The sequence below is a fragment of the Streptomyces sp. NRRL S-1022 genome (assembly GCF_000720135.1).
GTDB lineage: Bacteria > Actinomycetota > Actinomycetes > Streptomycetales > Streptomycetaceae > Streptomyces.
In genome coordinates this window covers 331,694-355,876 of the sequence record NZ_JOIU01000011.1, presented here as the reverse complement: position 1 = coordinate 355,876, position 24,183 = coordinate 331,694, and the positions used below count along the sequence as shown (strand labels likewise).

Here is a 24,183-nt window from a genome sequence, read left to right as displayed (position 1 = left end):
GACGACGCGTCACCGCCGCCGGCCCGAGGGTAGGCCTCACGGCTGGAGCCCCGCAGTGGTAGCCCGGGACCCTGAAGTGTTCATCCCCGTGCTCGACCCCGCCGGCTGTCCCGCGCCCGTTTCCACATGCCGCGTCCAGTCCTACAATCGGCGTTCCACGGCACGGGTCACCCCGCGCTGGGTAGGCTCGTGCGGGACCTCGCCGGGCCGGATCCGGTGCAGTCGCCGCGTCCCGTCGGGGGAGGGGATGACCCCATGTCCGGAACGAAGCCACGCGGTCCTCAAAGGGAAACCGGAACATGGGCTGTCGGTCTGCGGCTGTGGCGCAACATCGGCTGCTTCGGGCTCTTCAATGTCGCGCTGCTGCTGTTCCTCGGTGTGCTGGTCGCCGACGGCGGCCCCGTGGTCCTGCCGTTACTGGTGCTGACCCTCTTCACCGTCGGCGTGTTCCGGATGGTGTGGCTGGTGCGCTTCACCCTGCGCATCCGCATCAAGGAGATCGGTGACGTCGCACCGGACCTGGTCGCCTCCGGGGCGCGGTACTGCCTGATCCTGCGCCCCTTCGGGTCCGCCGGACACATCATCGTCCGCAGCGGAAGGGGACGGCGTTCGCTGGCCCTGGGCGGGATGAAGGTCACCTCGACCATGGAACAGGTGGTCTCCAGAGCCTGGTCCGACACGTTCGCCTCCGAGGCGTACGCGGTGGTCGACCCCGGTCTCGCCCTGGCCCCCGGCGGCCTCGTCTACATGCGGGCCGAGCACACCGCGTGGAAGGAGCCGGTCGCCCGCCTCGTCGAGGCCGCACACTCGATCGTCCTGATCCTCCCGCCGTACCAGGAGATCCGTACGTCCACGTGGTGGGAGGTCCGCAAGATCGTGGAACTGCAGCGACTGGAGCGGCTCACGGTGGTCCTGCCCCCGTACGACGTGAAGGGAAGCGGGCACGCAGAGGCGAAAAGAGAGCTGTGCAAGCTCCTTGCCGTGGTGGAGGACCCCCTGTGCCTCGTCCACCTGGCCGAGGGCAGCGATCCCGTCATCAACACCGCACGTGTCGACTACTACGCGCGGGAACTGCTGCCGGAGAAGACCCTGGGCGTGCACTTCTTCAGGAACCAGGGCGGTGTCTTCCAGCACCGGGACGACGCGCCCCTGATGTTCGGGTTCAGCACGGGGGTCGACACCAAGTCCCTGATCCTGCGCAGGAAGAGCAAGGTCAGCGAATCCACCTATCGGCCCCTGCTGCTCGCGGCCTACCGGTCGGACGCGGAAGAAACACCCCTGAAGAGGTATGGGGCGACGAAACGCCGTACGACCGCGGATTGACGGCGAGCGGCTCGTCAGTGGTGCAGCGCCTGCTCGCGAAGGGCCTGGACGAACATCGCGACGAGTGGCTGGTCGCCGCGCCGGCGGATCGTGGCAACGCCTATGTGCCGGCTCGGAGTCGGCGGCTCGACCGGGACGGTGTGCACCCCCGGTACCGCCGGGACGAGCGTGATGGAAGGGATGAGCGAGATGCCCACACCCGCGGCGACGAGTGAGCGCGCGAAAAAGTAGTCGGTGGTGGTGCCGCGCACTTCCGGTTCGAAGCCCATGCGCTCGGCGTAGCGGCGCAGGTACGCCTCGGTCTTGAGGCATCCGAGTACCCAGGGCTCGGCTGCCAGTTCGGCGAGGTCGAGCGACTCCCGGCCGGCGAGCCGATGCCCCTCCGGCAGGACGACGTGCAAAGGATCCTCCTGGAGGGAGACCCACTGCAGGCCGGAGCTCGGGCCAGGTCCCAAGGGCAGCGGGCCGTCGAAGTGGTAGGCGAGAGCGAGGTCGACGGCGCCCTGGCGGACCAGGGGCAGAGTGTGCTCGGGTTCGCCCTCCCTGACGTGGAGCAGGGTGCCGGGACGGGCCGCCATGAACCGCGGGATCGCGCCGGGCAGCAGGTGCCGCCCACCGCTGCTGAAGGTGGCGACGGTGAGCTGTGCACGGCCCGTACTGAGCTGCTCGACCTGCTGTTTCGCCTGTGCCAGCTCCGCCGCGACGGACTCGGCGGCTCCGACCATGATCTGGCCGGCCGGAGTGAGGGCGACCCCGCGCGTGCTGCGCGCCACGACCTGGGCCCCCAGGCTGCGTTCCAGCACCGCTATGTGCTGGGAGACGGCGGAGGGGGTGAGGTGGAGAGCCGTAGCCGCCTTGCTGAAGCTGCCGTGGTCCGCCACCGCCCGCAGGACGCGAAGCCGCTGCACATCGATCAACAGTTTTCCTTAACGCGCTTCCAGTAAGCCGCCACTTCTGCTGAAGACAGTAGGCCTCCAGGGTGGAGGCATGCAAAGGATCTGCGTCATCGGCGGAAGCCGGTACTTCGGAAAGCTCCTCGTCGAACGCCTGCACGCCGCCGGCCACCAGGTCACCGTCCTCAACCGCGGCTCCACCCGGCCGCCCGCCGGTGTCGAGCACCTGGTCGCCGACCGCGACGACGAGGCATCTCTCGTCGCCGCGCTCGGCTCCCGCACCTTCGACACGGTGGTCGACCAGATCTGCTACACACCCGTGCAGGCCGCGATCGCCGCACGCGCCTTCGCCGGCCGCACCAGGCGCTACGTCATGACCTCCACGATCGAGGTCTACGACCCGGCGACCGCCGCGCTCCCGGCCGTGCCGGCCAGCACCCCGGTACCGGAGGAGAACGTGGACCCGGCCTCCTGGTCGGTGGCGACGGACCTGCCGTGGCACGACGAGGCATACCTGGAGGCGCACTACGCCGAGGGCAAACGCCAGGCCGAGGCCGTCTTCACCCAGGCCGGTGGCTTCACGTTCGCCTCGGTACGCAGCGCGCACGTGCTCGGCGGCGGCACGCGGGAGTTCACCGGCCGACTGGCGCACTACACCGAGCGCATCCGCAGGGGAGAACAGATCGCCGTGCACGCGGAGGCCCTGCCCACGGTGTTCATCCACTGGGCGGAACTGGCCGGTCTACTCCTGTGGGCATCCACCGGGACCGAATTCGGCGGCCCGGTCAACGCCTGCTCCGACGGCCTGCTCGACGTACGCGACCTCGCCACGATCGTCGCCGCACAAGCCGGCCGTACGCCCGCCTACCGAGTGGTCAGCGCGGGTGAGCCGGCATCGCCGTTCTCCTTCGACCGCCACTACGCCATGAACAACACCCGTGCGAAAGAACTGGGTTTCACGTTCTCCCGCGTCGAGGACTGGCTGCCCGGCGCCGTCGCCGAAGCCCTCACCGCATCCACCACCCCGGCTCAGTAAGGAACACGACCCCCATGCAGCACCGCACCGTCGGAGACACGACCGTCAGCGCCATCGGTCTGGGCGCCATGCCACTGTCCATCGAGCACCGGCCGGACGAGGGGCGCGCCATCGCCACCCTCCACGCCGCCCTCGACGCCGGCGTCACGCTCATCGACACCGCCGACAGCTACCACTGGCACGCCGGCGAGGCAGGCCACAACGAGCTGCTGATCGCCCGCGCGCTGGCCCGGTACGGCGGCGACACCTCCGGTGTGCTGATCGCCACCAAGGGCGGCCGCGGCAGGCCCGGCGACGGCAGCTGGACCGTCACCGGCACACCGGAACACCTCAAGCGCGCCGCCGAAGCCTCCGCCAAGCGGCTGGGCGTCGACGCGATCGGCCTGTACCAACTGCACAAGCCGGACCCCACCGTGCCCTGGTCGGAGTCCGTCGGCGCCCTGCGCGAACTCCTCGACGCCGGCACGATCCGCGCCGCCGGCATCTCCAACGTCACCGTCACCCAGATCCACGAGGCGCACTCGATCCTGGGCGACGGACTCGTCTCCGTACAGAACCAGTACTCACCCGCCGTCCGGGACAGCGAACCCCAGCTGCACCTGAGTACCGAACTCGGCCTGGCCTTCCTGCCCTGGAGCCCCCTGGGTGGCCTCTCGCGCAGTTCCCTCGACGGCCCCTCCGGCCCGGCCTCGGCGGGCACCGCCTACCACCGCATCGCAGCCGAGCGCGGGGTCAGCCCACAACAGGTCGCCTTGGCCTGGCTGCTCACCCGCTCCCCAGCGGTCATCCCCGTGCCGGGAGCAAGCCGTCCCGCCTCCATCACCGACTCGGCCCGAGCCGCGCGACTGGAACTGAGCGAGGCGGAGCTGACACAGCTCGACCAGCAACTGCCGCGCTGAATCAGGTCGGAACCTCGTTCCGGGGTTCCACGGACCGCCGTGCGGCGGCCGGTCGCAGCGAGGTGAGGCGTGCCAGCTCCTCCTCCGTGAGCCGCAACGCCCCGGCGGCCACATTCTGTTCGAGGTGGTCCGGGTCGCCGGTCCCCGGAATCGCCAGCACGTGCGGTCCTTGCTGCAAGGTCCAGGCCAGCCGCACCTGGGCGGGGGACACGCCGTGCGCGCGGGCGACGGCGCACACCTCCGCGCTGTCGCCGGGAGCCGGACCGGCCTCGCGGCCGGGACCTGCGATGGCGAAGAACGGGACGTGAGCGAGGCCGAGTTCACCGCAGAGCCGGAGGAGCGCCCGGTCCTCGCTCGCCGCGCCGATCCCGTACGAGTTCTGCACGCAGACGACCGGTGCGATGGCGAGGGCCTCGGTCAGCTGCCCGGACGTCACGTTGGAGATGCCGAGGTGGCGGATCAGCCCGGCGTCGCGCAGCTCGGCCAAGGCACCGAAGTGCTCGCTGATCGATCCGTCCTGTCGGCTCGGTGGCACGCGCAGGTTCACCACGTCCAGGTGCTCGCGGCCGAGTTGGCGGAGGTTTTCCTCGACCTGTCCGCGCAACTGGTCCGGAGCGGCCCACCACCACGCGCCCGAAGGATCCCGGCCCGGCCACACCTTGGTGGCGATGACCAGGTCCTCCGGGTAGGGCGCCAGCGCCCGGTTGATCAGCTCGTTGGCGGAGCACGTCGCCGAGAAGTAGTACGAGGCGGTGTCGATGTGGTTCACGCCGAGTTCGACCGCCCGCCGGAGCACGCCGACCGACTGCTCGCGGTCACGCGGCACGCCACGGCCGAAGGGCGCGGTACCCGTCAGGCGCATCGCGCCGAACCCGACGCGGTTGACCATCAGATCACCCAGTTGCCACGTTCCGGCTGCTGCTGCTGTGGTCTGCTGTGAGCTCATGGCAGGGCTCTCCTCCTGAGGGCTGGGGGACAAGGCACCGGGGGGGCCTCGGGGCCTCGGACATGAAAAAAGCCTCCCCAGGGCGGATCGGAATCCGCGCCGAGGAGGCTCGCTTGCTGCCCACAGTCTAGCAAGGCGCGTGACCGGGCCGGACCTCACAGCTGGATCGGGAGGTGACGGGGGCCCCGGAGCATGGCGTTCTGCCGGTACGGGGGCGGGTCCTCGACCAGGCGTGCCGTACCGAGGTACGGGAGCAGCGCACCGAGTGCGGCCTGTGCCTCCAGGCGGGCGAGGGGGCCGCCGTAGCAGAGATGGATGCCACTGCCGAAGCCGAGGTGCTGGTTGTCGGGGCGGGTGGGGTCGAACCGGTCGGGATCGTGGAACCGCTTGGGGTCGCGGTTGCCGGACGCCAGCGCCAGGATGACGGACGCTCCTCGGGGGACGGGGGTGCCGGCGATGTCCATGTCGGTGTGGGGGATGCGTTCGCGCATGTGGACCGGGGGTTCGTAGCGGAGCAGTTCCTCCACCGCTCTGGGCAGCACATCGGGTTCGCGGCGCAGGTGGTCCAGATGTTCGGGCTGGCGCAGGAGCGTGAGCACCCCGTTGGTGATCAGGTTGACCGTGGTCTCGTGACCCGCGATGAGCAGGAGCACGGCCGTCTCCGCGAGTTCCTGGTCGGTGAGCCGCAGGCCAGGATCCGGCTCGTTGACGAACGCGGAGAGCATGTCGTCGCTCGGGTTGCCGCGGCGCTCTTCGGCGAGGCTCAGCAGGTATCCGCCCATCTCCGCCTGGGCTTGGCGCCCGGCCGTGTCCGTCTCGGTGATGTCCGCGTCGGGCCGGACGTCGGCGGCGGCGACGAGGGCGTCGGACCAGGCCCGGAACCGCGGTTCGTCCTCGCGCGGCACACCGAGCAGCCGGCAGATGACGGTGACGGGCAGCGGGTAGGCGAAGTCGTCGACGAGATCGATCCGCTCGCCCGCCTGGAAGGCGGCCAGCAGCTCCTTGGTGATCTGGTCGATCTCGTCACGCATGCCGTCGACGCGGTGTGGGCTGTGGGGCGGGCCGAAGGGCCGCATGGCCAGGGTGCGCTGCCGGTGGTGTTCGGGATCGTCGAGCCGCAGGAACGGCAGCTGCCGCGCTTCGGCACCGCCGGTACGGGGATCGACACTCATCCGCGGGTCGTGGAGCAGGGCGGCGATCTCGTGGTAGGTGCCGATCAGGTAGCTGCCGTCAGTCTGCTGGACCACGGGGCCGGCCTCGCGGAGCTCCGCGTACAGCGGGTACGGGTTGGGACGGCTGGCGTAGTCGGTGATCCGTGCCAGCAAGGTCTCGGAGGCCATGGTGGCTCCTCGCAGTCGGGCGGTACGTGGTCTACACCACGGTCAGCCGGCGGTCGGGAAGGTAACCGGTGAGGGCGACGGTCGGGCCGTGGGACAGCACCGACGGGTCCGGTACGTCGGACGGGATCGCGACGTCGGCCGCGATCGCCCGGTCGGCCGCACCGGGCGGCGGTGGGAACGGGGCAGCCGTCTCGATCAGGTGCCGGTAGTACTCCAGCGACTTGGCCATGTCGACGGTGACCGCGGCGGTGACCCGGCCCTTGTAGCCGTACACCATCGCGAGCCGGCGCGCCTCCAGCGAGCCCTGGGCGATGACCACGTGGTCGGAGTAGGTGGGCACACCCACCGACTTGATGTTGAGGCCGAACTGGGTCGACCAGAACACGGGGACGGCCAGGTGCGGGCGCCGCAGCGGCCCGGGATGGACCATGTTGTGGGCCGCCACCTCGGCCTGCTCGACGGCGTTGCCCCAGTGTTCCAGAGAGAGCAGCTGGTAGCCGAAGAGCGGGTGGGGGAAGCGGGAGACGTCGCCGGCGACGAAGACGTCGTCGGTGACGATTCCGTACATGTTGAACGCGCGGCATCCGGCGTCGCAGGCGATCCCGCGCGGGCCCGCCGCCAGCCCGGAGTCGGCCAGCCACTCGACGTTGCGGACGGCGCCCAGTGCCACGACGCACACGTCCGCCTCGACGCGGCCACCGTCGGACAGCTGCGCACCGGTGAAGGCGCCGTTGCCGTTCAGGGCGGTGACCGTCACTCCGGTGCGCAGATCCACGCCGTGGTTGCGCTGCATGACCGCCGCGAGCTTCGACAGGGTTCCGCCCAGAGCGCCCACGAGAGGCGCGGGGCCGCGTTCCGCGACCGTGACCTGCAGCCCCAGCTCCCGGCAGGCGGAAGCGATCTCCGAGCCGGTGAAGCCGCCGCCGATCACCAGCACCCGCTCCGGCCCGGCGGCCAGCCGCTCGGCCAGCCCTGCGCCGTCCTCGCGGGTCCGCAGGGTGAACACCCCGTCCAGAGCGGCCTCGTCGGCGTTGGGCCACGGACGCGCCCGGGTGCCGGTGGCGATCAGCAGCCGGTCGTACGGAAGCGAGTCCCCGTCGGCCAGCAGCACTCGTTTCTCCAGCAGATCGACGCCGGTGGCGCGTACGCCCAGCCGCCACTCGGCGTCCGGATCGCGGCGCATCGGCAGCTCGGTGGTGTCCGCCGTCGCCTGGCCGAGCAACACCTGCTTGGACAACGGTGGCCGGTCGTAGGGTGCGCAGGGTTCGTCCCCGACCACGGTCAGTGAACCGTGGAAGCCCTCCTCGCGCAGCGTCTCCGCCGCCCGCAGCCCCGCCAGCGACGCGCCGACGATGACGATCCGGCCGTCCTTCAGGTCAGCGGACACCGATGCTCACCTCTTCCCCGAGCAGGATCGCCTGCACCGGACACGCCGCCGCGGCCTGGCGCACGCGTTCCACCTGGTCGTCCGGCACGGCCGTGGTGTACAGCAGTCCCTCCTCGCCGTGCAGCTCGAACATGTCCGGTGCGAGGAACACGCACTGTGCGTAGCCCTGGCAGCGCGTGAGGTCGACAACGGTCCGCATCATCACCACTTCCTCCGCCGTCACAGCCCCCTCACTCCAGCATGGGCAAAGACCCGGTCGCTCGCACGGTGACCGCCCGGGGGACGCCCCCGGTGACTGGCCGGCCCGGGGCGCGGTCGTGGTCGCACGCGGCGCCGATGAGAGCACGGTGGGTGAACACCTGGGGCGCGTTGCCCAGTTGTTCGCCCGTGTGGCCGATCTCCTCCGCGTACAGGCCGACATGGGCGGTCCAGGTGCGAGCTTCGGCAGAGACCGCTGCGGAAGCCGTGTGGCGCCGCTCCCCGCACTCGCTCGGACGACCCGCTCTGCCAGGTGGCCCGAACGGCCCTGTCGGGTACCCGGTGCCCCGGTGGAAGGTGGGCCGTACCGCGGCCGCCACGCACGGCACGGTGAACGCTGCCCCGGCAGGGAAGGAATCTCGATGGCCCTCGACACGCAGCAGGCGTCCGCTCGGCTGGACGAGGAAGAGCTGAGGTCACTGGACGCCCACTGGCGCGCCGCGAACTATCTGGCCGTCGGCCAGATCTACCTCACGGCCAACCCCTTGCTGACCGAACCCCTGCGGCCCGAGCACGTCAAGCCGCGGCTGCTCGGGCACTGGGGCACCTCCCCGGGCCTCAACCTGGTGCACACCCACCTCAACCGCGTCATCAAGGCCCGCGGCCTGGACGCGCTGTGCATCTGGGGCCCCGGCCACGGCGGACCCGCGGTCCTCGCCAACTCCTGGCTGGAGGGCTCGTACACCGAGACGTACCCGGACGTCACTCGGGACGCGGCCGGCATGGCCCGGCTCTTCAAGCAGTTCTCCTACCCCGGCGGGGTGCCCAGCCACGTCGCCCCCGAGACGCCGGGCTCGATCCACGAGGGCGGCGAACTCGGCTACTCCCTCTCCCACGCCTACGGCGCCGCCTTCGACAACCCCGGCCTGGTCGTCGCCTGTGTGATCGGTGACGGCGAGGCGGAGACGGGACCGCTGGCCGCGTCCTGGCACTCGAACAAGTTCCTGGACCCGGTCCGCGACGGCGCCGTCCTGCCGATCCTGCACCTGAACGGCTACAAGATCGCCAACCCCACCGTGCTGGCCCGGCTCCCCGAGACGGAACTGGACGAGCTGCTGCGCGGCTACGGCCACGACCCGATCCACGTGACCGGTGACGACCCCTCGGCCGTCCACCGCGCGATGGCCGGCGCGATGGACAGCGCGCTGGACCGCATCGCGGCGATCCAGCGCGCGGCCCGCGAGGACGACGTCACGGACCGGCCCCGCTGGCCGGTGATCGTACTGCGCACACCGAAGGGCTGGACCGGTCCCGCGGAGGTCGACGGCCTGCCGGTGGAGGGCACCTGGCGGGCCCACCAGGTGCCTCTGGCCGCGGTCCGGGACAACCCCGAGCACCTGCGGCAGTTGGAGCAGTGGCTGCGCTCCTACCGGCCCGGGGAACTCTTCGACGAGCACGGCGCCCCGCGCCCGGACGTGCTCGCGTGCATCCCGCGGGGCAGCCACCGGCTCGGCGCCACGCCGCACGCCAACGGCGGTCTCCTGCTGCGCCAACTGCCGCTGCCGCCACTGGACAAGCACGCCGTCGAGGTCGACAAGCCCGGCGCCACCCTGCACGAACCGACCCGCGTCCTCGGCGACATGCTCCGGGACGTCATGGCCGCCACCGCCACCCGGCGCGACTTCCGGCTCGTCGGCCCCGACGAGACGGCCTCCAACCGGCTGCAGGCCGTCTACGCGGCCAGCGGCAAGGCATGGCAGGCCGAGACCCTGCCGGTGGACGAACACCTCGACCCGCACGGCCGGGTCATGGAGATCCTCTCCGAGCACACCTGCCAGGGCTGGCTGGAGGGCTACCTGCTCACCGGCCGGCACGGGCTGTTCTCCTGCTACGAGGCGTTCGTCCACATCGTCGACTCCATGGTCAACCAGCACATCAAATGGCTGCGCACCACCCGCCGGCTGTCCTGGCGCGCCCCCATCGCCTCCCTCAACTACCTGCTGACCTCGCACGTGTGGCGCCAGGACCACAACGGCTTCTCCCACCAGGACCCCGGCTTCGTCGACCACATCCTCAACAAGAGTCCCGAAGCCGTGCGGGTGTACTTCCCGCCGGACGCCAACACCCTCCTGTCCGTCGCCGACCACGTCCTGCGCAGCCGGGACTACGTCAACGTCGTCGTGGCCGGCAAGCAGCCCTGCTTCGACTGGCTGTCGATGGAGGAAGCGAAGGTCCACTGCGCGCGCGGCGCCGGCATCTGGGAGTGGGCCGGCACCGAGGACGGCACCCGGGAACCGGACGTGGTGCTCGCCTGCGCGGGCGACGTACCCACCCAGGAGGTCCTCGCCGCCGCCCAGTTGCTCCGCCGCCACCTGCCCGACCTGGCCGTGCGCGTGATCAACGTCGTCGACATCGCCCGGTTGCTGCCGGGCGACGAGCACCCGCACGGTATGAGCGACTTCGAGTACGACGGTCTGTTCACCGCGGACAAGCCGGTGATCTTCGCCTACCACGGCTACCCGTGGCTCATCCACCGCCTGGCCTACCGCCGCACCGGACACCCGAACCTGCACGTACGCGGGTACAAGGAGATCGGCACCACGACCACCCCGTTCGACATGGTGGTCCGCAACGACCTCGACCGCTACCGCCTCGTCATGGACGTCATCGACCGCGTCCCCGGTCTCGCGGTCCGCGCGGCGGCCGTACGCCAGCGGATGGAGGACGTCCGGCAGCGCCACCACGGGTGGATCCGCGAGCACGGCGTGGACCTGCCCGAGGTCGCCGACTGGACCTGGGACGGCTGAGCCGCCTCCGCCCACCCCGCCTGCGACACGTTCCGTCGGTCACCTGCGCCCTGGAAGCCCCCGGCGCGGTCGCCGGTGCCCTCGGGGACTTCCCCCGGACCCTCCGACACCGGCCGCATCGCGGCCCGGGCATGCGGGAGGACGGCTGTCACGTCGGGCGTCGGCTCCGGCAGGCGTCGCTCGGACGGTCAGACGGTCTTTCCTGCCGTATTCGGTGTCGGCCCGGCGGGGATGGAGAAGCCGAGGACGAGACCGTCGTCGGCGGCCTGCGCCGAAGTGAGCGCGACTCCGTGGGGGAGTGCGCCGACGGGCACGGTACGGGGTGTGAGCTCCTCCCGGAGTGCGGAGGCGCCCGGCAGCCCGGCGAGGTCGGTGACGGCCACGCTGCGGCCGAGGATGCTCACGGTGGTGGGCGTGATGGTGAGGGCGTGCGGGGTCGTGGACAGGGTCGCCCGCACGGTGACCGGCAGACCCAGGCGGCCGGCGCTCCCGGTGAGGATGAGGTCGCCGGCCCGGCCGCCGGCCCTCAGGCCATTGCCGGACGTGCCCAGGCGCCGGGTCACCTGGTCGTATCCCACGACGGCGGTTGCGGTGCCGCCGGCGCTGTCGCCGTCGGTCGTCACGTCGTCCAGCCGGACGGTCACATCCATGGAGGCGTGCTGGCGGTGCACACCTTCCGCGCTCACCTCGACGTCCCCGACCTCCCCTCCCAGGGTGCGCAGGCCCGCGAACGGGGTGGTGAGGTCGGCGTGCACCGGGCCGTCCGGCCGCAGCCCGCGCGTGGCCCGGGCGACGATCCGCTCCTCGGCGCGGTGCTCGGCCAGGAGGTCGGTCGCGCTGGTGAGCAGGGCCGTGACCGCGGCGGTGACGGCGAGGACGAGGAGGGTCTTTCGGCGGAGGGTCATTCCGCGAAGGGTCTTTCGGCGGGGGTTCGGTCCCACGGGTCACGGCTCCGGATCGGTCGGCGTTCGGGCGTCGGGGCGTTCGGTCGGTCAGGCGTGCAGGTGCGGGAGGACCCGGCCGAGCCGGCGGGGCAGCCACCAGTTCGCCCGCCCCAGGAGGAACATGGCGGACGGCACCAGGATCAGGCGGACCACCGTGGCGTCGACGACCACGCTGATCGCCAGCCCCAGCGCGAGCATCTTCACGACCACGGTCGGCGAGGCGGTGAAGGAGAGGAACACGGCGGTCATGATGAACGCGGCAGCGGAGATCACGCGCGCCGTCGCGGACAGCCCCTCTCCCACGGCGAGGCGGTTGTCGCCGGTGCGGTGCCAGGCCTCGGCGATCCGGGACAGCAAAAAGATCTCGTAGTCCATGGACAGCCCGAAGACGATCGCGAACATCATCATCGGTACGTACGACTCGATGGGCACCGGCTCCGAGAGCCCCAGCAGCGAGTCCCCCCACCCCCACTGGAAGACCGCGACGAGCACGCCGTAGGACGCGGCCGTGGTGCACAGGTTGAGCACGACGGCCTTCAGCGGGATCACCAGGCTGCGGAAGACCGTCATGAGCAGCAGGAAGGCGAGGACCAGGACGATCCCGATGACGACGGGCAGCCGTGCGCCGATCGTGTCGCGGAAGTCGGCCTGGCCGGCCACGGTACCGGTGAGGTAGGCGTGGGCGCCCGTGCCGTGCAGGGCCTTCGGCAGCGTCTCGCCGCGAAGGGCGGCGAGCAGGTCGCCGGTGGCGGCGTCCTGCGGGCCGGTGGCCGGAGTGACCGTGGTGACGAGGATCCGCCCGTCGGCGCTCGCCTGCACGGGGGTGAAGGCGGCCACGCCGTGGGTGGTTCTCAGGGCCGTGGTCACCTCACCCGTGATCCGGTCGACGGACGACTTCGCGCCGCGCACGTCGACGACGGTGACGATCGGGCCGTTCGCCCCCGCTCCGAAGCCCTGCCCGTCGGCGTGCGCGATCCAGTCGTAGGCGGTACGGGTGCTGCTGCCGGGCCGGTCGGCACCGGCGTCGACGTGGCCGAGACGCATCGACAACAGGGGCAGCGAGCACACACCGAGGACGGCGACGCCGACGGCGAGGAACGTCCAGGGGCGCCGGGCGACGAGGTCCGCGTACCGGTTGCGGCCGTCACCGGCCGCCGTGCCCTCGGCGACCGGGCGGCGCAGACGGAACCGGTCGATGCGCCTGCCCACCAGTCCCAGGGCCGCCGGTACGAGGGTGAGCGCGGCAGCGGCGGTGACGACGACGGCGAGGGTGGCCGCGAGGCCGATCTTGCCGATGAAGGTCAGTCCGCAGGCGTAGAGGCTGAGCATGGCCACGGCCACGGTCAGAGCGGCGACCAGGACAGCGCGTCCGCTGGTGTGCGCGGTGCGGGCCGCGGCGTCGGCCGGGTCGCGTCCGTCGATGAGGTCCTGGCGGAAGCGTGTCGTCAGGAAGAGGGCGTAGTCGATGCCGACGCCCAGGCCGATCATGCCGGCCAGGGTGGTGGCCGAGGTCGCGAAGGAGAGGGTGGCGGCGACGATGCCCACGATGCCGAGGCCGACCCCGACACCGATCAGCGCGGTGACCAGCGGCAGCAGCGCGGCGAGGACGCTGCCGAAGGCCAGCAGCAGGATGACGAGGGCGGCCACGACGCCTACGCCCTCGCTCAGCTTGTCGTCGGCCGGTGCCCGCACCACCTGGTCCAGATCGCCGCCGTAGGCGACGCCGAGCCCCGCGGCCCGGGCGGGGCCGGTCGCCTCGTCAAGTCGCCCGGTGTAGTCGTGGCCGAGGTTCTTCAGCTGCTCGTCGAAGGAGACCGCGGTGTACGCGGTGCGTCCGTCGGCACTGGTGACGGGCGCGGAGACGGCGGTGACGTGCGGCAGCCCGCGCAGCTCGGACAGGCTCCGATCGAGGGCCGGCCGCTGGTCGGCCACGCTGCCGGAGCCGCTGTGGAACACGACCTTGCCGCCCGGCCTGCCCGCTTCGGGCATCGAGGTGGCAAGAAGATCGGCGCCGGTGTGGGAGGCGGTGCCGGGCAGGCTGACCTGGTCGCTGAAGGTCGGCGCGGCGAAATGCCGTCCCGCGAGAGCGCAGCCGAGAACCAGCAGCCAGGCGGCGATCACCATGACCGGATGCCGGGCGCAGCACCCGCCGAGGCGACCGAGTCCGCTAGGCGCTGCGTCGAGGCCGGTCGCCGGACCGGCGGCGGTGTGCGTTCCGATGGGCGCGGCGAGGTGTTGGGGAGGGCGGGCCACCTGGTCTCCTAGGAAAAGTGTCACGAGTGACACGAACTCTAGGAGCAAGTGTCATGAATGACAATTGTCATGAGTGACATTTGCTGCTGCGACGAAAGTGGGAAGGCGCATCCCGGAGCACGGCGAGCGTGACGCGGGCACGGGCGCGGCCCTGGGTGGCGGCACGTGTGCCGATTGACAGTCGCGACAGCATGACGGGAGGCTTCTGACCATGCCCAACGAGATCGCCCCCGCCGGACTGCGCGAACGCAAGAAGGAGGAGACGCGGCACCGCCTGCTGGAAGGGGCCGCGCGCCTGTTCAAAGAACGTGGTTTCGAGGCCACCACCGTCGCGGACATCGCCGCATACGCGAACGTCTCGGCGCGCACCTTCTTCCGCTACTTCGAGAGCAAGGAGGCGCTGCTGCTCCCGGACGGCGTCGAGATCTTCGCCTATGTCGAGGACGCCCTGGCCCGGCGCCCGGCGGACGAGGAGCCCCTGGACGCGGTGTGCAACGCCCTGCTGGAGGCGGCCGAACCGTTCGCCGCCTCCACGCTGACCGCCCTCAGCCATCCGATCCAGGGCATCGAGAACGTCGTCACGACCCGGCTCGTCCAGGCCTTCTCCGACTTCGAGGAGCGGCTCACCGTCCTGGTCCAGCACAGGCTGCCGCCGGACACCCCGGACGCCGACCTCACGGCCGCGGTGATCGCGTGCGCCGCCCTGTCCGCGGTCCGCGCCGTACTGCGTACCCGCAGGGCACGGCGGGCCTCCGGCCTCACGGACACGGGCCCGGCCCCCCTGCTGCGCGCGTTCGGGATACTGCGCGGCATCGGTTCACCCGGACAGCGCTGACAGGAGGAGGGAGCAGGGGGAGAGCCGACAGCTCCCGAGGCGCTGGCCGGCTGGCAGATGCACACCCCTCCCGAAATTCCTGCGGTCAGGCAGAGGTGATTCGCGGGATCAGGGAACCCGGCGGGGGTGAGCAAGACTGCACTGCTGGTCATCGACATGATCAATACGTACGACCACAAGGACGCCGACCTGCTGCTTCCCTCGGCCCGGACGGTCGTGCCGGTCGTGGCCGACCTCCTGGGACGCGCGCGAGACCTCTCGATACCGGTGATCTATGCGAACGACAACTTCGGCGAGTGGCGATCGCACCACGGCGAGCTGCTGGAGCAGGCCCTGAGCGGACCGCACGGCAGCCTGGTGAAGCCCTTGCAGCCGAACAGCGATTCCCTCTTCGTGATGAAGGCCCGCCACTCCGTCTTCTTCGAGACCCCCCTGGAGTACCTCCTCCGGCAACAGGGCATCGACCAGCTGGTACTCACCGGTCAGGTGACCGAGCAGTGCGTGCTCTACTCGGCCCTCGACGCCCACATCCGTCACTTCGAGGTGACCGTTCCCGAGAATGCCGTGGCGCACATCCACGAAGACCTCGCTCAGGCCGCCCTGAAGATGATGGAGCGGAACATGGGGGCGTACGTGTGCACGAGCGACGACCTGTGGAGTTGAAACCGATACGTCCGGGGGTCGGCCAAGTGACGTCGGCGCCGGCCGGGCACACGCTCCCGCAGCCGTCTCACCTCACCGCGGTGCCGCCCGGCACCAGGCGTGCGTGCTGTCCCCGGGGGCAGTGCAGGAGTCGCTCCTCGAGCCCCAGCCTGCGCGCCTCGGTCAGGAAGTCGTGCAGCGGGGACCGGAACACGGTGTAGTCGTCATAGTGGACCGGCAGGATGCGCCGGTAGTCGAGGCGCCGGGCGAGTTCGGCTCCCTGCGCGCCGTCCATGGTCACCACGAATCCCCCGGGCAGCCGAGTGCCTCCGAGGTGGAGCACGGCCAGGTCGGCGGCGGGGAAACGCCGGGCGATCTCTTCCAGGCCGTCGAACAGCAGGGTGTCGCCGGAGACGTACAGCCGCAGACGCGGTGGCCCGTCGACGGGGCCGAATTCCAGCATGCTTCCCATGACGGGAGGCAGCATGCCGCGCAGCACGGGCCGCAGCGCGTGCCGGCCGGGCAGCGAGGTGACGCGGACCTGCGCCGCGCCGCGCGTGAGCGTGCAACTCTCCCACGTACGCAGTCCGCCCGCCCTGTGGAACCCCTGCCAGGTACGCAGATGGCGCGCCGCGTGCCGGGTCGTGACGATCGGTACCGAGCGGTCCAGGTGACGCCTGGCCCGGCGGTCCCAGTGATCACCGTGCAGGTGCGAGAGGACGACGCCGTCCAGGCGGGGCAGGTCCGCCGCGTCGAGGGCCGGCTCGGTGAGCCGGCGGCTGACCAGTCCGTAGCCCAGATGTGCTCGCTCGTCCCGGTGGAGGAAGTTGGGGTCCGTCAGCAGGGTCAGTTCGCCGAACCGCAGCAGGACCGTCGCGTTGCCGATGAAGTGGAGGTCGAGCGCGTCGTCAAAGGTAGTCATCACGGTCCTTGCCCGACGGCTGGCACCGTCTGAGGTCGTCGCGATCCGTTCCGGAATGCCGGGTTCCCCTCACCGGGGTCTCCCTAAGCCGTGTGCGCGATACCCGATCCCCGTTTTGATCCCGTTTCCCATGTCGCGGCCCCCCGGGAGACCGTCCCTGAGCACACCGGATCCCCGCTCGCGGGGAACACCCCCTCAGCTTGTCCTCCAATCTCGCGCCGCGTCGGACGGTCGCGCGGTGGGGAAAATTCGGGTGCGTGTCGGGGGCAGAGTGGTCAGACTCGCGGCATGACAGCGAGGATCAGCCGTCTCAACCCCGATCAGTTGCATGAGACGCCGGGCTACCACCACATCACCGTGGTGGAGACCGGCCGAACGGCTTATCTGGCGGGGCAGTGTCCCCTCGACCGTGGCGGCTCTCTCGTCGGCGCGGGCTCCCTCGCCGTGCAGGTCGATCAGGTCGTCGTGAATGCACTCGCGGCCCTCGCGGCGGTGGATGCCCAGCCGGAGCACGTGGTGCGTTCGGTGATCTACGTGCGGAGCGATGACAGGGAGGATCTGGGTCTCGTCTGGCACCGGCTTACCGCTTCCGCTCTCGGTCCGGCCTTCACGTCCGCCAGCACGCTTTTGGGGGTTGCGCAGCTGGGCTTCGCAGGGCAGCTGGTCGAGGTGGACCTCATCGTCGCGCTGCCCGGCTGAGCGGTCCCCACGCCTCGAACCGCATGCACCCGGCTCCGGCTCGCCCGCCCGCCGGCCCGCCACCTGCGGCACCCCTGGGAGAAGCCGGCCGTACCGAGCCGACTCACGCGTGCCCGGGTCCGCCGGACTTCGGAACCTCCGCCGCCACATGCCCTGTCCCGCCGAGCTCAGCGGGCGTCATCGGGAGGTTCGTCGTGGGGTTCGTCGTGCCGCGGATCGGGCGGCGGCTCGTAGTGCACCCGGATCTTCTGGAAGCCTTTGAACGCTTCGGTCGCCGCGTACGATCGGTAGGCCCGGCGGTCCGCCGGGCTGAGGTGCACCCGGTCCGTGAACGGCGTCAGCAGGCTCCGCGGCCACAGCCGCATGACCCGTACGGCCCCCACCTCGGCGGCTGTGACGAAGATCAGCGCCCCGGCGTAGAGCCAGGCGAACAGTCCGAGGACGATGCCGAACATGCCGTAGGTGGCCGTGGCACCGCGCAGGACGTGGCTCACGTAGTAGGAGCCCACCCACTGCAGTGCCTGCCAGGCGAGGCCGGCGCCCAGCGCCACCCCGAGGAGCCGGCGCAGTGGCAGCGCCCGGTGCGTCAGCAGCCGGTAGCTCGCCAGCAGCAGTGCGGTGCTGAGACACACGGACCCCGCGGTGGCGGCCAGCCACGACGCGCCTCTCAGCCGTGCGCCGAGGACGTAGGCGGTCGAGCCCTCCACCGACAGCAGGGTGAAGGCACACAACCCGAGTGCCAGGACGAGCAGGAAGACCAGGCCCTTCAGGCGGGACCGCAACGGGTCGGGCCGGGCGTGCCTCGGGACGGCCCAGATCTTGTTGAGTGCGTACTGCGCGGCCTGGGCGACGCCCAGCGAACCGTAGAGGCTGCCGACGATGCCGGCGGCCAGTGCCGCACCGTTGCCGTGGAAGGAGCGGATGTTCTCCCCGATCTGGTCGCCGATGACCGGGAACTCGCCGAGGGCGGAGTCCAGCACATGCTGCCGCAGGGCCGGATCGTCACTGAGGAAGGTGCTCAGGACGACGACGAGGATCAGCAGCAGGGGGAACAGCGAGAGGAAACCGTAGTAGGTGAGGAGGGCGGCGAGGTACAGCGCCTGGTCGTCGTAGAACTTGTACAGGACGGCGAGCGGCAGGCCCACCCAGCGGTGCCGTCTCTGATACGCGTCCAGGCGCGCGAGCACGTGCATGACTCATCCCCGGTGAACGGCCGTGGCGGATGCGAGCGTCCTCCGGGTGAGCGGGGACTGCCTGTCCGGCCCCATGGTCACTGCCGCCTCGTCCTGCTTCCGTTCCCTCTTCGGCATCGCATTTCGCCGCCCCTGTGGTCGGGAGGCCTGTCCGAGCACGCACTGGGCCGTACGGCGAGCAAGCGCCGGATCACCGGTGCCGCCGGCGGTGGCACCACCTGCCATCAGAAGTCTCCACCCACCCCCTTCCGAAACGGATGGATTGGTTCCGCGAGGGTGCCGGACGCGTGAGCGTGGCACCGGTGGGTACTCGCGAGCGCTGCGACCGAAGCGAGGAGGGATCAGCGAGGAGGGATCATGAGCACGCTGACGAAGTCCGCCGTGCAGCTGCCGCCGATGTCGCTGCGCGTCGGCAAGGCCACCGCCAAGACCGCGAAGGCCGCCCCCGCCTGGTCACTGAGGCTCGCACGCTCCCTGGGCGCCGAGAACGCCGTCGACCTGCTCGTCCACCAGCACCGGCAGATCAAGCTGGGCTTCCTCAAGGCCGCGCTGCCCGGTCCGTGGCGTAGCCGCAACTTCCACCGGCTGATGCGGCTGCTCGCCGTACACGAAGCTGCCGAGGAAGCGCATGTCCATCCGGTCGCGCGGCGGGCGCTGCGGCACGGTCGTGAGGTGGCCGCCCGACGCCGTCACGAGGAGAAGGCGGCCAAGGAGCTGCTGATCTCGCTCTGGCGCACCGGTCCGGACGGCCCTGGCTATCTGCGCCGGCTGAACGAGGCCCGGCGAGTGATCACCCGGCACGCCGCACGCGAGGAGCGCGAGGAATTCATGGCGCTCCGGCAGGCGGTCAGCGCGCCCCGGCTGCGGATGCTCGGCGCCGAGGTCAGGCTGACCCAGGCGTACGCGCCGACCCGGCCGCACCGCTGGGTCAACAACGAGGCCACGAACAAGCTGGCCGCCCCGGTCCTCGGCCCTCTCGACCGGGCACTCGACGCCGTTCGGCACCGCGGGGGTACGTGATCCGGGGGATGAGGGGCCGGGGCGGGGCGATGTGGGCCACGACATGTCGGGCCTGAGACGGTCCGCTGACCTGCTCCACCGGGGGAGGACCTTCCGGCGGTGGAGCGCCTCCGCCGAGCCGTGTGCGGGAAGGAGTGGGCCCCCGGGACGATGACGACTGGCCCGTGGCTGGTACGGCTCACCAGCCGGTGCGCCCAGTCCGGAGGGCTGAGGGCGTCGTGCTCGCCCACCGCGACGGTGACCGGGCACCGCACCGAGGGGAGCAGTTGCTCGGGTGCGTCCGACTGTGCCGAGCGGACGCACTCGTGGAGCGCCGTGCGCGCGAAGGCGCGGACCAGTGGACCCGCTCCTCGCAGGCCGGGCGGGAACGTGGGCGCGAGCAGCACGAGCGCCCCCACCCGGTCGGGCCTGCGAACGGCCGCGTGCAACGCCACCTGGGCGCCGGTGGAGTGCCCGGCCGGCACCACGGGGACCGGCGCGACGTCCGCCGGTCACCGCGACACCGTGTCGGCGAGCGGTCCCAGCGTCGCGTCGCACGCCTGACCCAGCGGATCCCCGAAGCCGGGGAGGTCCAGCACACGCACCGGCCCCGACCGGGCGCAGCGGCCGGCTGCCGGCAGCAGGTACCCGGGCACCCCGAGGTCCGGGACGAGCACGATCGGATGCCGTCGCCCTCGGAGGCGAAGCGTCCCGAAGCTGCGCACATCCACCGGCCCGGCCCGGTCGTGGCGGACGCCCGCGACAGGCCGACGAGGTGCGGACCGGGGCAGGCGCACAGCAGGTCCTTCCTGATCGACGGCCCGCTCGGCCCACCGGACGCGTGCCCCGGAACGAGTGGGCCTCGTGCATCTCCTCCTATGCTCGGCGGGCCGCCCCCGGGAGGCGCGGTCCCTCCTCCTGCCGTACCCACGCCTCCCGGCGAGGCACCCGAGGCCCGGCAGGGGTGGGCCGACGGGGGTCTGCGCGTGCGGTGGTGCATCCAGGGCCGGTCCGCCGGGAAGCCGAGGTGCAGGACCGGGAGGTGGCTGTGCTGGGTGGTGAGGGCTTGGGCCTGGACGAGATCCTGCGGGCGGCGGAGGATGCCGCGCCGGTGGAGTCGGTGGACGTGGTGGCCCGGAATCTGGAGAAGCGGTTCTCTGCGAGCGAGGTGTCGTTCTGGCTGGTGGACATGATCGGGCAGGAAGCCGTCCGGCTGCCCAGAGCCGGTACGGCCGCGCAGACGCGGGGCGAGAGACATAGCCGCGGGCTGGCGGGCAGCGTGTACGACCAGGTGCTGCGTTCCCAGCGCCTCCACCAGGAGCCGGACGAAGAGGACGGCTACCGGCTGGTGGCTCCGGTGACGAACCGCGGCGACTGCATCGGCGTCCTGGACCTCGTCGTACCCGAAGTGGACGATGCGGTACGGGACTCGGTGGTGCAGGCCGCGCACGCGCTGGCGTACATCGTGGTCACCGACCGTCGCTTCACCGACTTCTACCACTGGGGCCGGCGCACCACCACGATGAGTCTGGCCGCGGAGATCCAGCACCAGTTGCTGCCCTCGGCCGCCTGCTGTGAGGCCGCGCAGTTCACCCTGGTCGGCGGTCTGGTCCCGGCCGACGACATCGGTGGCGACACCTACGACTACGCCCTCGACCAGGACGCCCTCCACCTGTCGATCACCGATGCGATGGGGCACGACACGGCCTCCGCGCTGCTGGCCACGCTGACCGTGAACGCCCTGCGCGGCGCCCGCCGTGCCGGGGGCGGCATCCTCGACCAGGCCTACGCCGCCCACCAGGCGATCGCCCGACACGGTCGCGGCATGACCACCGGCCAGCTACTGCGCGTCCACCTGGAGACCGGTACCTGCGAGCTGGTCAACGCCGGCCACCCTTGGCCGCTGCGCCTGCGCGGCGACAGCGTGGAGGAGCTGGCCATCCGGGTGAACATGCCGTTCGGAGTGCCCGCCCCGGTCACCTATCAGGTCCAGCGGCTTCTCCTGGAACCCGGCGACCGCCTGGTCCTGATCACCGACGGCATGCGGGAACGCGCCGCCTCCACGGTCGACCTTCCCGCCCTCATCCACGCCACCCGCGACGAACACCCCCGTGAAGTGGTCCGGGCGCTGACCTCGGCGGTCCACGAGGCATGCCGGGGATCCCTCCCCGACGACGCCACCACGATGGTCCTCGACTGGCACGGCAGCCGTACGGGACAGCGCCACACCAACGGCGGCTCCAACGACACCTGATCCGCGCCGGCCGGTGAGCGTACCTCGTGCACATGACGGAACGCGGCGGGCGGGTAGGGCCCTGGTGGCCTGGTATCGGCGGCCCTTGTAGCTGACCGAGTGCGGCGGGGTTGGTCTTGTTCGGCACGTCCGGACGCGGAGCTTGGCGACGTCGAAGCGCATGAAACTGCGGTGCCTGGTGAGCCTGTTCGTTCTGCCCGTCATGTCGGTCGGCCGGGTGTGAGAAGGTGCGGTACGGCTCGGCAGAGGGGGAAGAATGGGGCTGACCTACGGCTACGACATCTACGTGCGCCCCCGGAACATCGCCAGGGCGCTGACCGAACTGGCCGGGTTGGCGCCACCGGACCGTGACGTGCCGCCGCTTGAGGTGACACTGCCCCGGGGTGAGCGGCTCCTCCTCCCGTTCACGTCGGGCTTTGAAAGCGAGCCGGTCGACTGCTCCGGGAGCAGCACGCTCGACCTCGACACGTCCCTCGTGTTCGGTGTCGACGACGCGGTGCGCGAGTACATGGAGAAACACAGGCATGGAACCGAGACGAACGGGCGAGTCCGGCTCGGTTACGTCTACCTGACGGTCCGGTTCGAGTCCTTGCTGCACCCGCGTTACGCATCGATGGAGTTCTGGGCGGCGACCTCGGCGATGAGCCGCCTGTTCGCGCGGTCGGCCGGCGTCAGGGAGCTGTTCACCGGCCTGACCGCCGCCGCCGGGGGAGTGTGCTGCCTGTTCGACACCGGTGACGGCGGTCCCGAGGAAGTGTGCTGGCTCAACGGTGAGACGACCCAGGAGATGGTCCGCGGACCCCGCTTTCCGGACCTGCGCACTCTGGTGGCGACGTGGCCCGACCCCGACGAGTGAGCACTGCACGGCCACGACCGCTGCGGCCCGACCGAGTTCATGAGCCCCTGAGGCCAGGACCTGACGAGGACTGCCGCCGATTGTCCGGTTGGAACCGTGGGACAGCGCCTTCGACGGGGTAGCCGCTGCTGTGATTGACACAGGGCGATGACGGCTTCGGCTTCGGCTTCGCTGTCGGCTTCGGGGAAAAGGAGAAAGGCACATGGCTACCGGCGCGGATGCGGCGAGGATCACCGCGAACGTCCAAGGCAGGGCCATCACGTTGAACGGCCCGCTGACGAAGGACGAGATCCGGAGCAGGATCTGGTGGTGGCAGAGTGCCGAATCCGGCACGTCCAAGGAACGGGAAGACGTCCAGCACGAGCACGATGACTCCCACAGGGACGTGATCACAACCCTGGGCGGGTACTACGAGGTGTCCCCCGATCCCCATGCACCCGAGGCGGAGGAGTTGGTGGACCTGGTGTACGACGAGCTCAACCCCGACGAGTGACAGTAGGCACGCCGGTGGCAAGCCGGTGGCCGGTCGTCGGCCGGCGGTGCGCCGACACAGGTCAGCGCACAGCCGGGGGTGGCGCGGGCAAGGGGCTGATCGGGGGACCTTCACGCCCCCTTCCCGCACCACCCCATGGTCCGGGCGTCGCTCGAACCGGGCGGCTCGCTACCTTCCGTACCCGGCTGCGGCGATGTCGGCCTGCACGGCGTTCTCCGTGGTGTCCGAGGGGTAGCCGGACGTCATGACGCCTTCGTAGAAGGTGCCGGCGGCGCCGTGGCTGTTGTCGCCGCCGATCCCGAGGATGATGGCCCCTTCCTTCCGCATCGGGTTGTAGCCCGCCACGTTGGGACGCGTACCGTTGTAGAAGGTCGACAGGCCGCCCGACTGGGCGTTGCCGCCACGGATGGCCCAGCGGTTGGGGCCGCCCTTGACGACGGCGGTCAGGTAACGGTGGCTGACGGAGGGGTCGTTCGCGTTGTAGCGCTGGTTGACGCCGGAGAAGAGGCCGTTCTCCAGGTCCGCCATGATCCAGGGGCCGTTGCCGGACCCGTACCCCCAGACCTTGTTGTTGCCGAAGTAGATGGCCTCCATGGTGCCGTTGCCGTTGTCCCGGCTGTTGGTCTCGGCGTTGCCGTAGTCGAAGCAGCAACCGCCGTTGTAGTGCGTTCCGTCGAGGACGGCGTACATGCCCTCCGGCTGGTCCCCCTTCGCCACACCGTTGGTGGTGTTGTTGCGGTAACCGGTGCCCGGGGCCACGTAGACGCCGTACGCCTTGTGACCGCCGACCGTGATCGGTGCCGCGGTCGCGTCGGCCAGTTTGTCGTACCCGCCCGCGGCCGGTCCGGAGAACCCTCCGGGGGGCGCCTGGGTGAGGCGGTTGTTCCGGCCGGACTGGTCGTAGACGACGGTGATGAGACAGGTGGTGCCGGCGCAGAAGGAGTCCTGGGCAGAGGCGTTGGCGACCCCTCCCGGACTCAGGACGCCGATGTCCCGGGTGGCGTTGTCCGAGGCACGGCGTACCTGGTAGAGCGGGCCGTTGTAGGAGGTGTACAGGGCACGGGTCGTGCTGTGCGCGGCCACGCACGGCGTGCCGCCCGCGGCGTAGAGGTCGCACGGCGCCGAGCCGGCTGCGGCTCCTGCGGCTCCGGCCGGCGCGGTGCCGGTGAGCACGCCGACGCCGAGCGCGGCGGTCGCGCCCGTTGCCAGCAGCGCGCGCTGCACGGGGCGCAACCCTGAGCGGATGGGCATGAGTGAGCTCCTT

The 24,183-nt window shown here is 71.0% G+C and carries 21 protein-coding genes and 1 pseudogene; 11 read left to right on the top strand and 11 right to left on the bottom strand.

The window, feature by feature from the left end; translation table 11 throughout:
• Positions 1-255: 255 nt before the first annotated feature.
• The gene (locus tag IG05_RS0117575; RefSeq protein WP_030343578.1) at positions 256-1,323 is read left to right on the top strand and encodes a hypothetical protein; all 1,068 of its coding nucleotides are present in this window, start codon (positions 256-258) and stop codon (positions 1,321-1,323) included.
• Between the two features lie 14 nt (positions 1,324-1,337).
• Here the strand turns inward: IG05_RS0117575 and IG05_RS0117570 are convergent, their stop codons facing one another.
• Positions 1,338-2,240 (bottom strand): LysR family transcriptional regulator, encoded by a 903-nt coding sequence (locus tag IG05_RS0117570; RefSeq protein WP_030343576.1) that lies wholly within the window; start codon positions 2,238-2,240, stop codon positions 1,338-1,340.
• A gap of 70 nt (positions 2,241-2,310) precedes the next feature.
• On the opposite strand from IG05_RS0117570, the gene IG05_RS0117565 reads away from it, so the two are divergent.
• Together IG05_RS0117565 and IG05_RS0117560 are read left to right on the top strand one after the other, a co-directional pair.
• Positions 2,311-3,252 (top strand): NAD-dependent epimerase/dehydratase family protein, encoded by a 942-nt coding sequence (locus IG05_RS0117565; protein ID WP_030343574.1) that lies wholly within the window; start codon positions 2,311-2,313, stop codon positions 3,250-3,252.
• 14 nt (positions 3,253-3,266) lie between these two features.
• A complete protein-coding gene (locus IG05_RS0117560) occupies positions 3,267-4,151 on the top strand; it encodes an aldo/keto reductase (RefSeq protein ID WP_030343572.1) in 885 nt (294 codons plus the stop codon).
• Position 4,152: 1 nt separating this feature from the next.
• Here the strand turns inward: IG05_RS0117560 and IG05_RS0117555 are convergent, their stop codons facing one another.
• The 4 genes from IG05_RS0117555 to IG05_RS0117540 all read right to left on the bottom strand — a co-directional run bounded on the left by IG05_RS0117555 (position 4,153) and on the right by IG05_RS0117540 (position 8,023).
• Positions 4,153-5,097 (bottom strand): aldo/keto reductase, encoded by a 945-nt coding sequence (locus tag IG05_RS0117555; RefSeq protein ID WP_051789992.1) that lies wholly within the window; start codon positions 5,095-5,097, stop codon positions 4,153-4,155.
• A gap of 155 nt (positions 5,098-5,252) precedes the next feature.
• Positions 5,253-6,437, bottom strand: a complete 1,185-nt coding sequence (locus IG05_RS0117550) for a cytochrome P450 (RefSeq protein ID WP_030343568.1) — start codon at positions 6,435-6,437, stop codon at positions 5,253-5,255.
• Positions 6,438-6,468: 31 nt separating this feature from the next.
• Positions 6,469-7,824, bottom strand: coding sequence for an NAD(P)/FAD-dependent oxidoreductase (locus IG05_RS0117545; protein ID WP_030343566.1), 1,356 nt, complete (start codon positions 7,822-7,824; stop codon positions 6,469-6,471).
• A complete protein-coding gene (locus IG05_RS0117540) occupies positions 7,814-8,023 on the bottom strand; it encodes a ferredoxin (RefSeq protein WP_030343565.1) in 210 nt (69 codons plus the stop codon). The genes IG05_RS0117545 and IG05_RS0117540 overlap by 11 nt, the downstream gene beginning before the upstream one ends.
• Before the next feature lie 421 nt (positions 8,024-8,444).
• Between IG05_RS0117540 and IG05_RS0117535 the strand changes: the two genes are divergently transcribed.
• The gene (locus tag IG05_RS0117535) at positions 8,445-10,829 is read left to right on the top strand and encodes a phosphoketolase (RefSeq protein WP_030343563.1); all 2,385 of its coding nucleotides are present in this window, start codon (positions 8,445-8,447) and stop codon (positions 10,827-10,829) included.
• Between the two features lie 188 nt (positions 10,830-11,017).
• Here IG05_RS0117535 and IG05_RS0117530 read toward each other — a convergent pair whose 3' ends face one another.
• Positions 11,018-11,734: an LmeA family phospholipid-binding protein gene (locus tag IG05_RS0117530; protein ID WP_030343562.1), complete on the bottom strand. Its 717-nt coding sequence runs from the start codon at positions 11,732-11,734 to the stop codon at positions 11,018-11,020.
• Positions 11,735-11,821: 87 nt separating this feature from the next.
• Positions 11,822-13,897, bottom strand: coding sequence for an MMPL family transporter (locus IG05_RS0117525; protein WP_078894288.1), 2,076 nt, complete (start codon positions 13,895-13,897; stop codon positions 11,822-11,824).
• A gap of 340 nt (positions 13,898-14,237) precedes the next feature.
• On the opposite strand from IG05_RS0117525, the gene IG05_RS43745 reads away from it, so the two are divergent.
• Together IG05_RS43745 and IG05_RS0117515 are read left to right on the top strand one after the other, a co-directional pair.
• Positions 14,238-14,861, top strand: coding sequence for a TetR/AcrR family transcriptional regulator (locus tag IG05_RS43745; protein WP_051789989.1), 624 nt, complete (start codon positions 14,238-14,240; stop codon positions 14,859-14,861).
• Between the two features lie 126 nt (positions 14,862-14,987).
• A complete protein-coding gene (locus IG05_RS0117515; RefSeq protein WP_030343557.1) occupies positions 14,988-15,524 on the top strand; it encodes an isochorismatase family cysteine hydrolase in 537 nt (178 codons plus the stop codon).
• Between the two features lie 67 nt (positions 15,525-15,591).
• Here IG05_RS0117515 and IG05_RS0117510 read toward each other — a convergent pair whose 3' ends face one another.
• Positions 15,592-16,425 carry an MBL fold metallo-hydrolase gene (locus IG05_RS0117510; protein ID WP_030343556.1) on the bottom strand — a complete coding sequence of 278 codons (834 nt, stop codon included), beginning with the start codon at positions 16,423-16,425 and terminating at the stop codon, positions 15,592-15,594.
• Positions 16,426-16,713: 288 nt separating this feature from the next.
• On the opposite strand from IG05_RS0117510, the gene IG05_RS0117505 reads away from it, so the two are divergent.
• Entirely contained in the window at positions 16,714-17,124 is a 411-nt protein-coding gene (locus tag IG05_RS0117505; RefSeq protein WP_030343554.1) for a RidA family protein, read from the top strand.
• A gap of 167 nt (positions 17,125-17,291) precedes the next feature.
• On the opposite strand, the gene IG05_RS0117500 is transcribed toward IG05_RS0117505, so the two are convergent.
• On the bottom strand, positions 17,292-18,317 hold the full coding sequence (locus tag IG05_RS0117500) for a YihY/virulence factor BrkB family protein (protein WP_030343551.1): 1,026 nt from the start codon (positions 18,315-18,317) through the stop codon (positions 17,292-17,294).
• Between the two features lie 357 nt (positions 18,318-18,674).
• Here IG05_RS0117500 and IG05_RS0117495 point away from each other — a divergent pair, with 357 nt between their 5' ends.
• A complete protein-coding gene (locus tag IG05_RS0117495; protein ID WP_234335889.1) occupies positions 18,675-19,337 on the top strand; it encodes a hemerythrin domain-containing protein in 663 nt (220 codons plus the stop codon).
• Positions 19,338-19,828: 491 nt separating this feature from the next.
• Here IG05_RS0117495 and IG05_RS47865 read toward each other — a convergent pair whose 3' ends face one another.
• On the bottom strand, positions 19,829-19,993 hold the full coding sequence (locus IG05_RS47865) for a hypothetical protein (protein ID WP_158838948.1): 165 nt from the start codon (positions 19,991-19,993) through the stop codon (positions 19,829-19,831).
• A gap of 374 nt (positions 19,994-20,367) precedes the next feature.
• Here IG05_RS47865 and IG05_RS0117485 point away from each other — a divergent pair, with 374 nt between their 5' ends.
• The 3 genes from IG05_RS0117485 (at position 20,368) to IG05_RS0117475 (ending at position 22,919) form a co-directional block, all read left to right on the top strand.
• On the top strand, positions 20,368-21,570 hold the full coding sequence (locus tag IG05_RS0117485; protein ID WP_030343547.1) for a PP2C family protein-serine/threonine phosphatase: 1,203 nt from the start codon (positions 20,368-20,370) through the stop codon (positions 21,568-21,570).
• A 256-nt stretch (positions 21,571-21,826) separates the two neighbouring features.
• Entirely contained in the window at positions 21,827-22,426 is a 600-nt protein-coding gene (locus IG05_RS0117480) for a hypothetical protein (protein ID WP_030343546.1), read from the top strand.
• A gap of 202 nt (positions 22,427-22,628) precedes the next feature.
• Positions 22,629-22,919, top strand: a complete 291-nt coding sequence (locus IG05_RS0117475) for a hypothetical protein (protein WP_030343544.1) — start codon at positions 22,629-22,631, stop codon at positions 22,917-22,919.
• Between the two features lie 177 nt (positions 22,920-23,096).
• On the opposite strand, the pseudogene IG05_RS0117470 reads toward IG05_RS0117475, so the two are convergent.
• A pseudogene (locus IG05_RS0117470) lies at positions 23,097-24,170 on the bottom strand (arabinofuranosidase catalytic domain-containing protein); the annotation flags it as partial.
• Between the last annotated feature and the right edge of the window lie 13 nt (positions 24,171-24,183).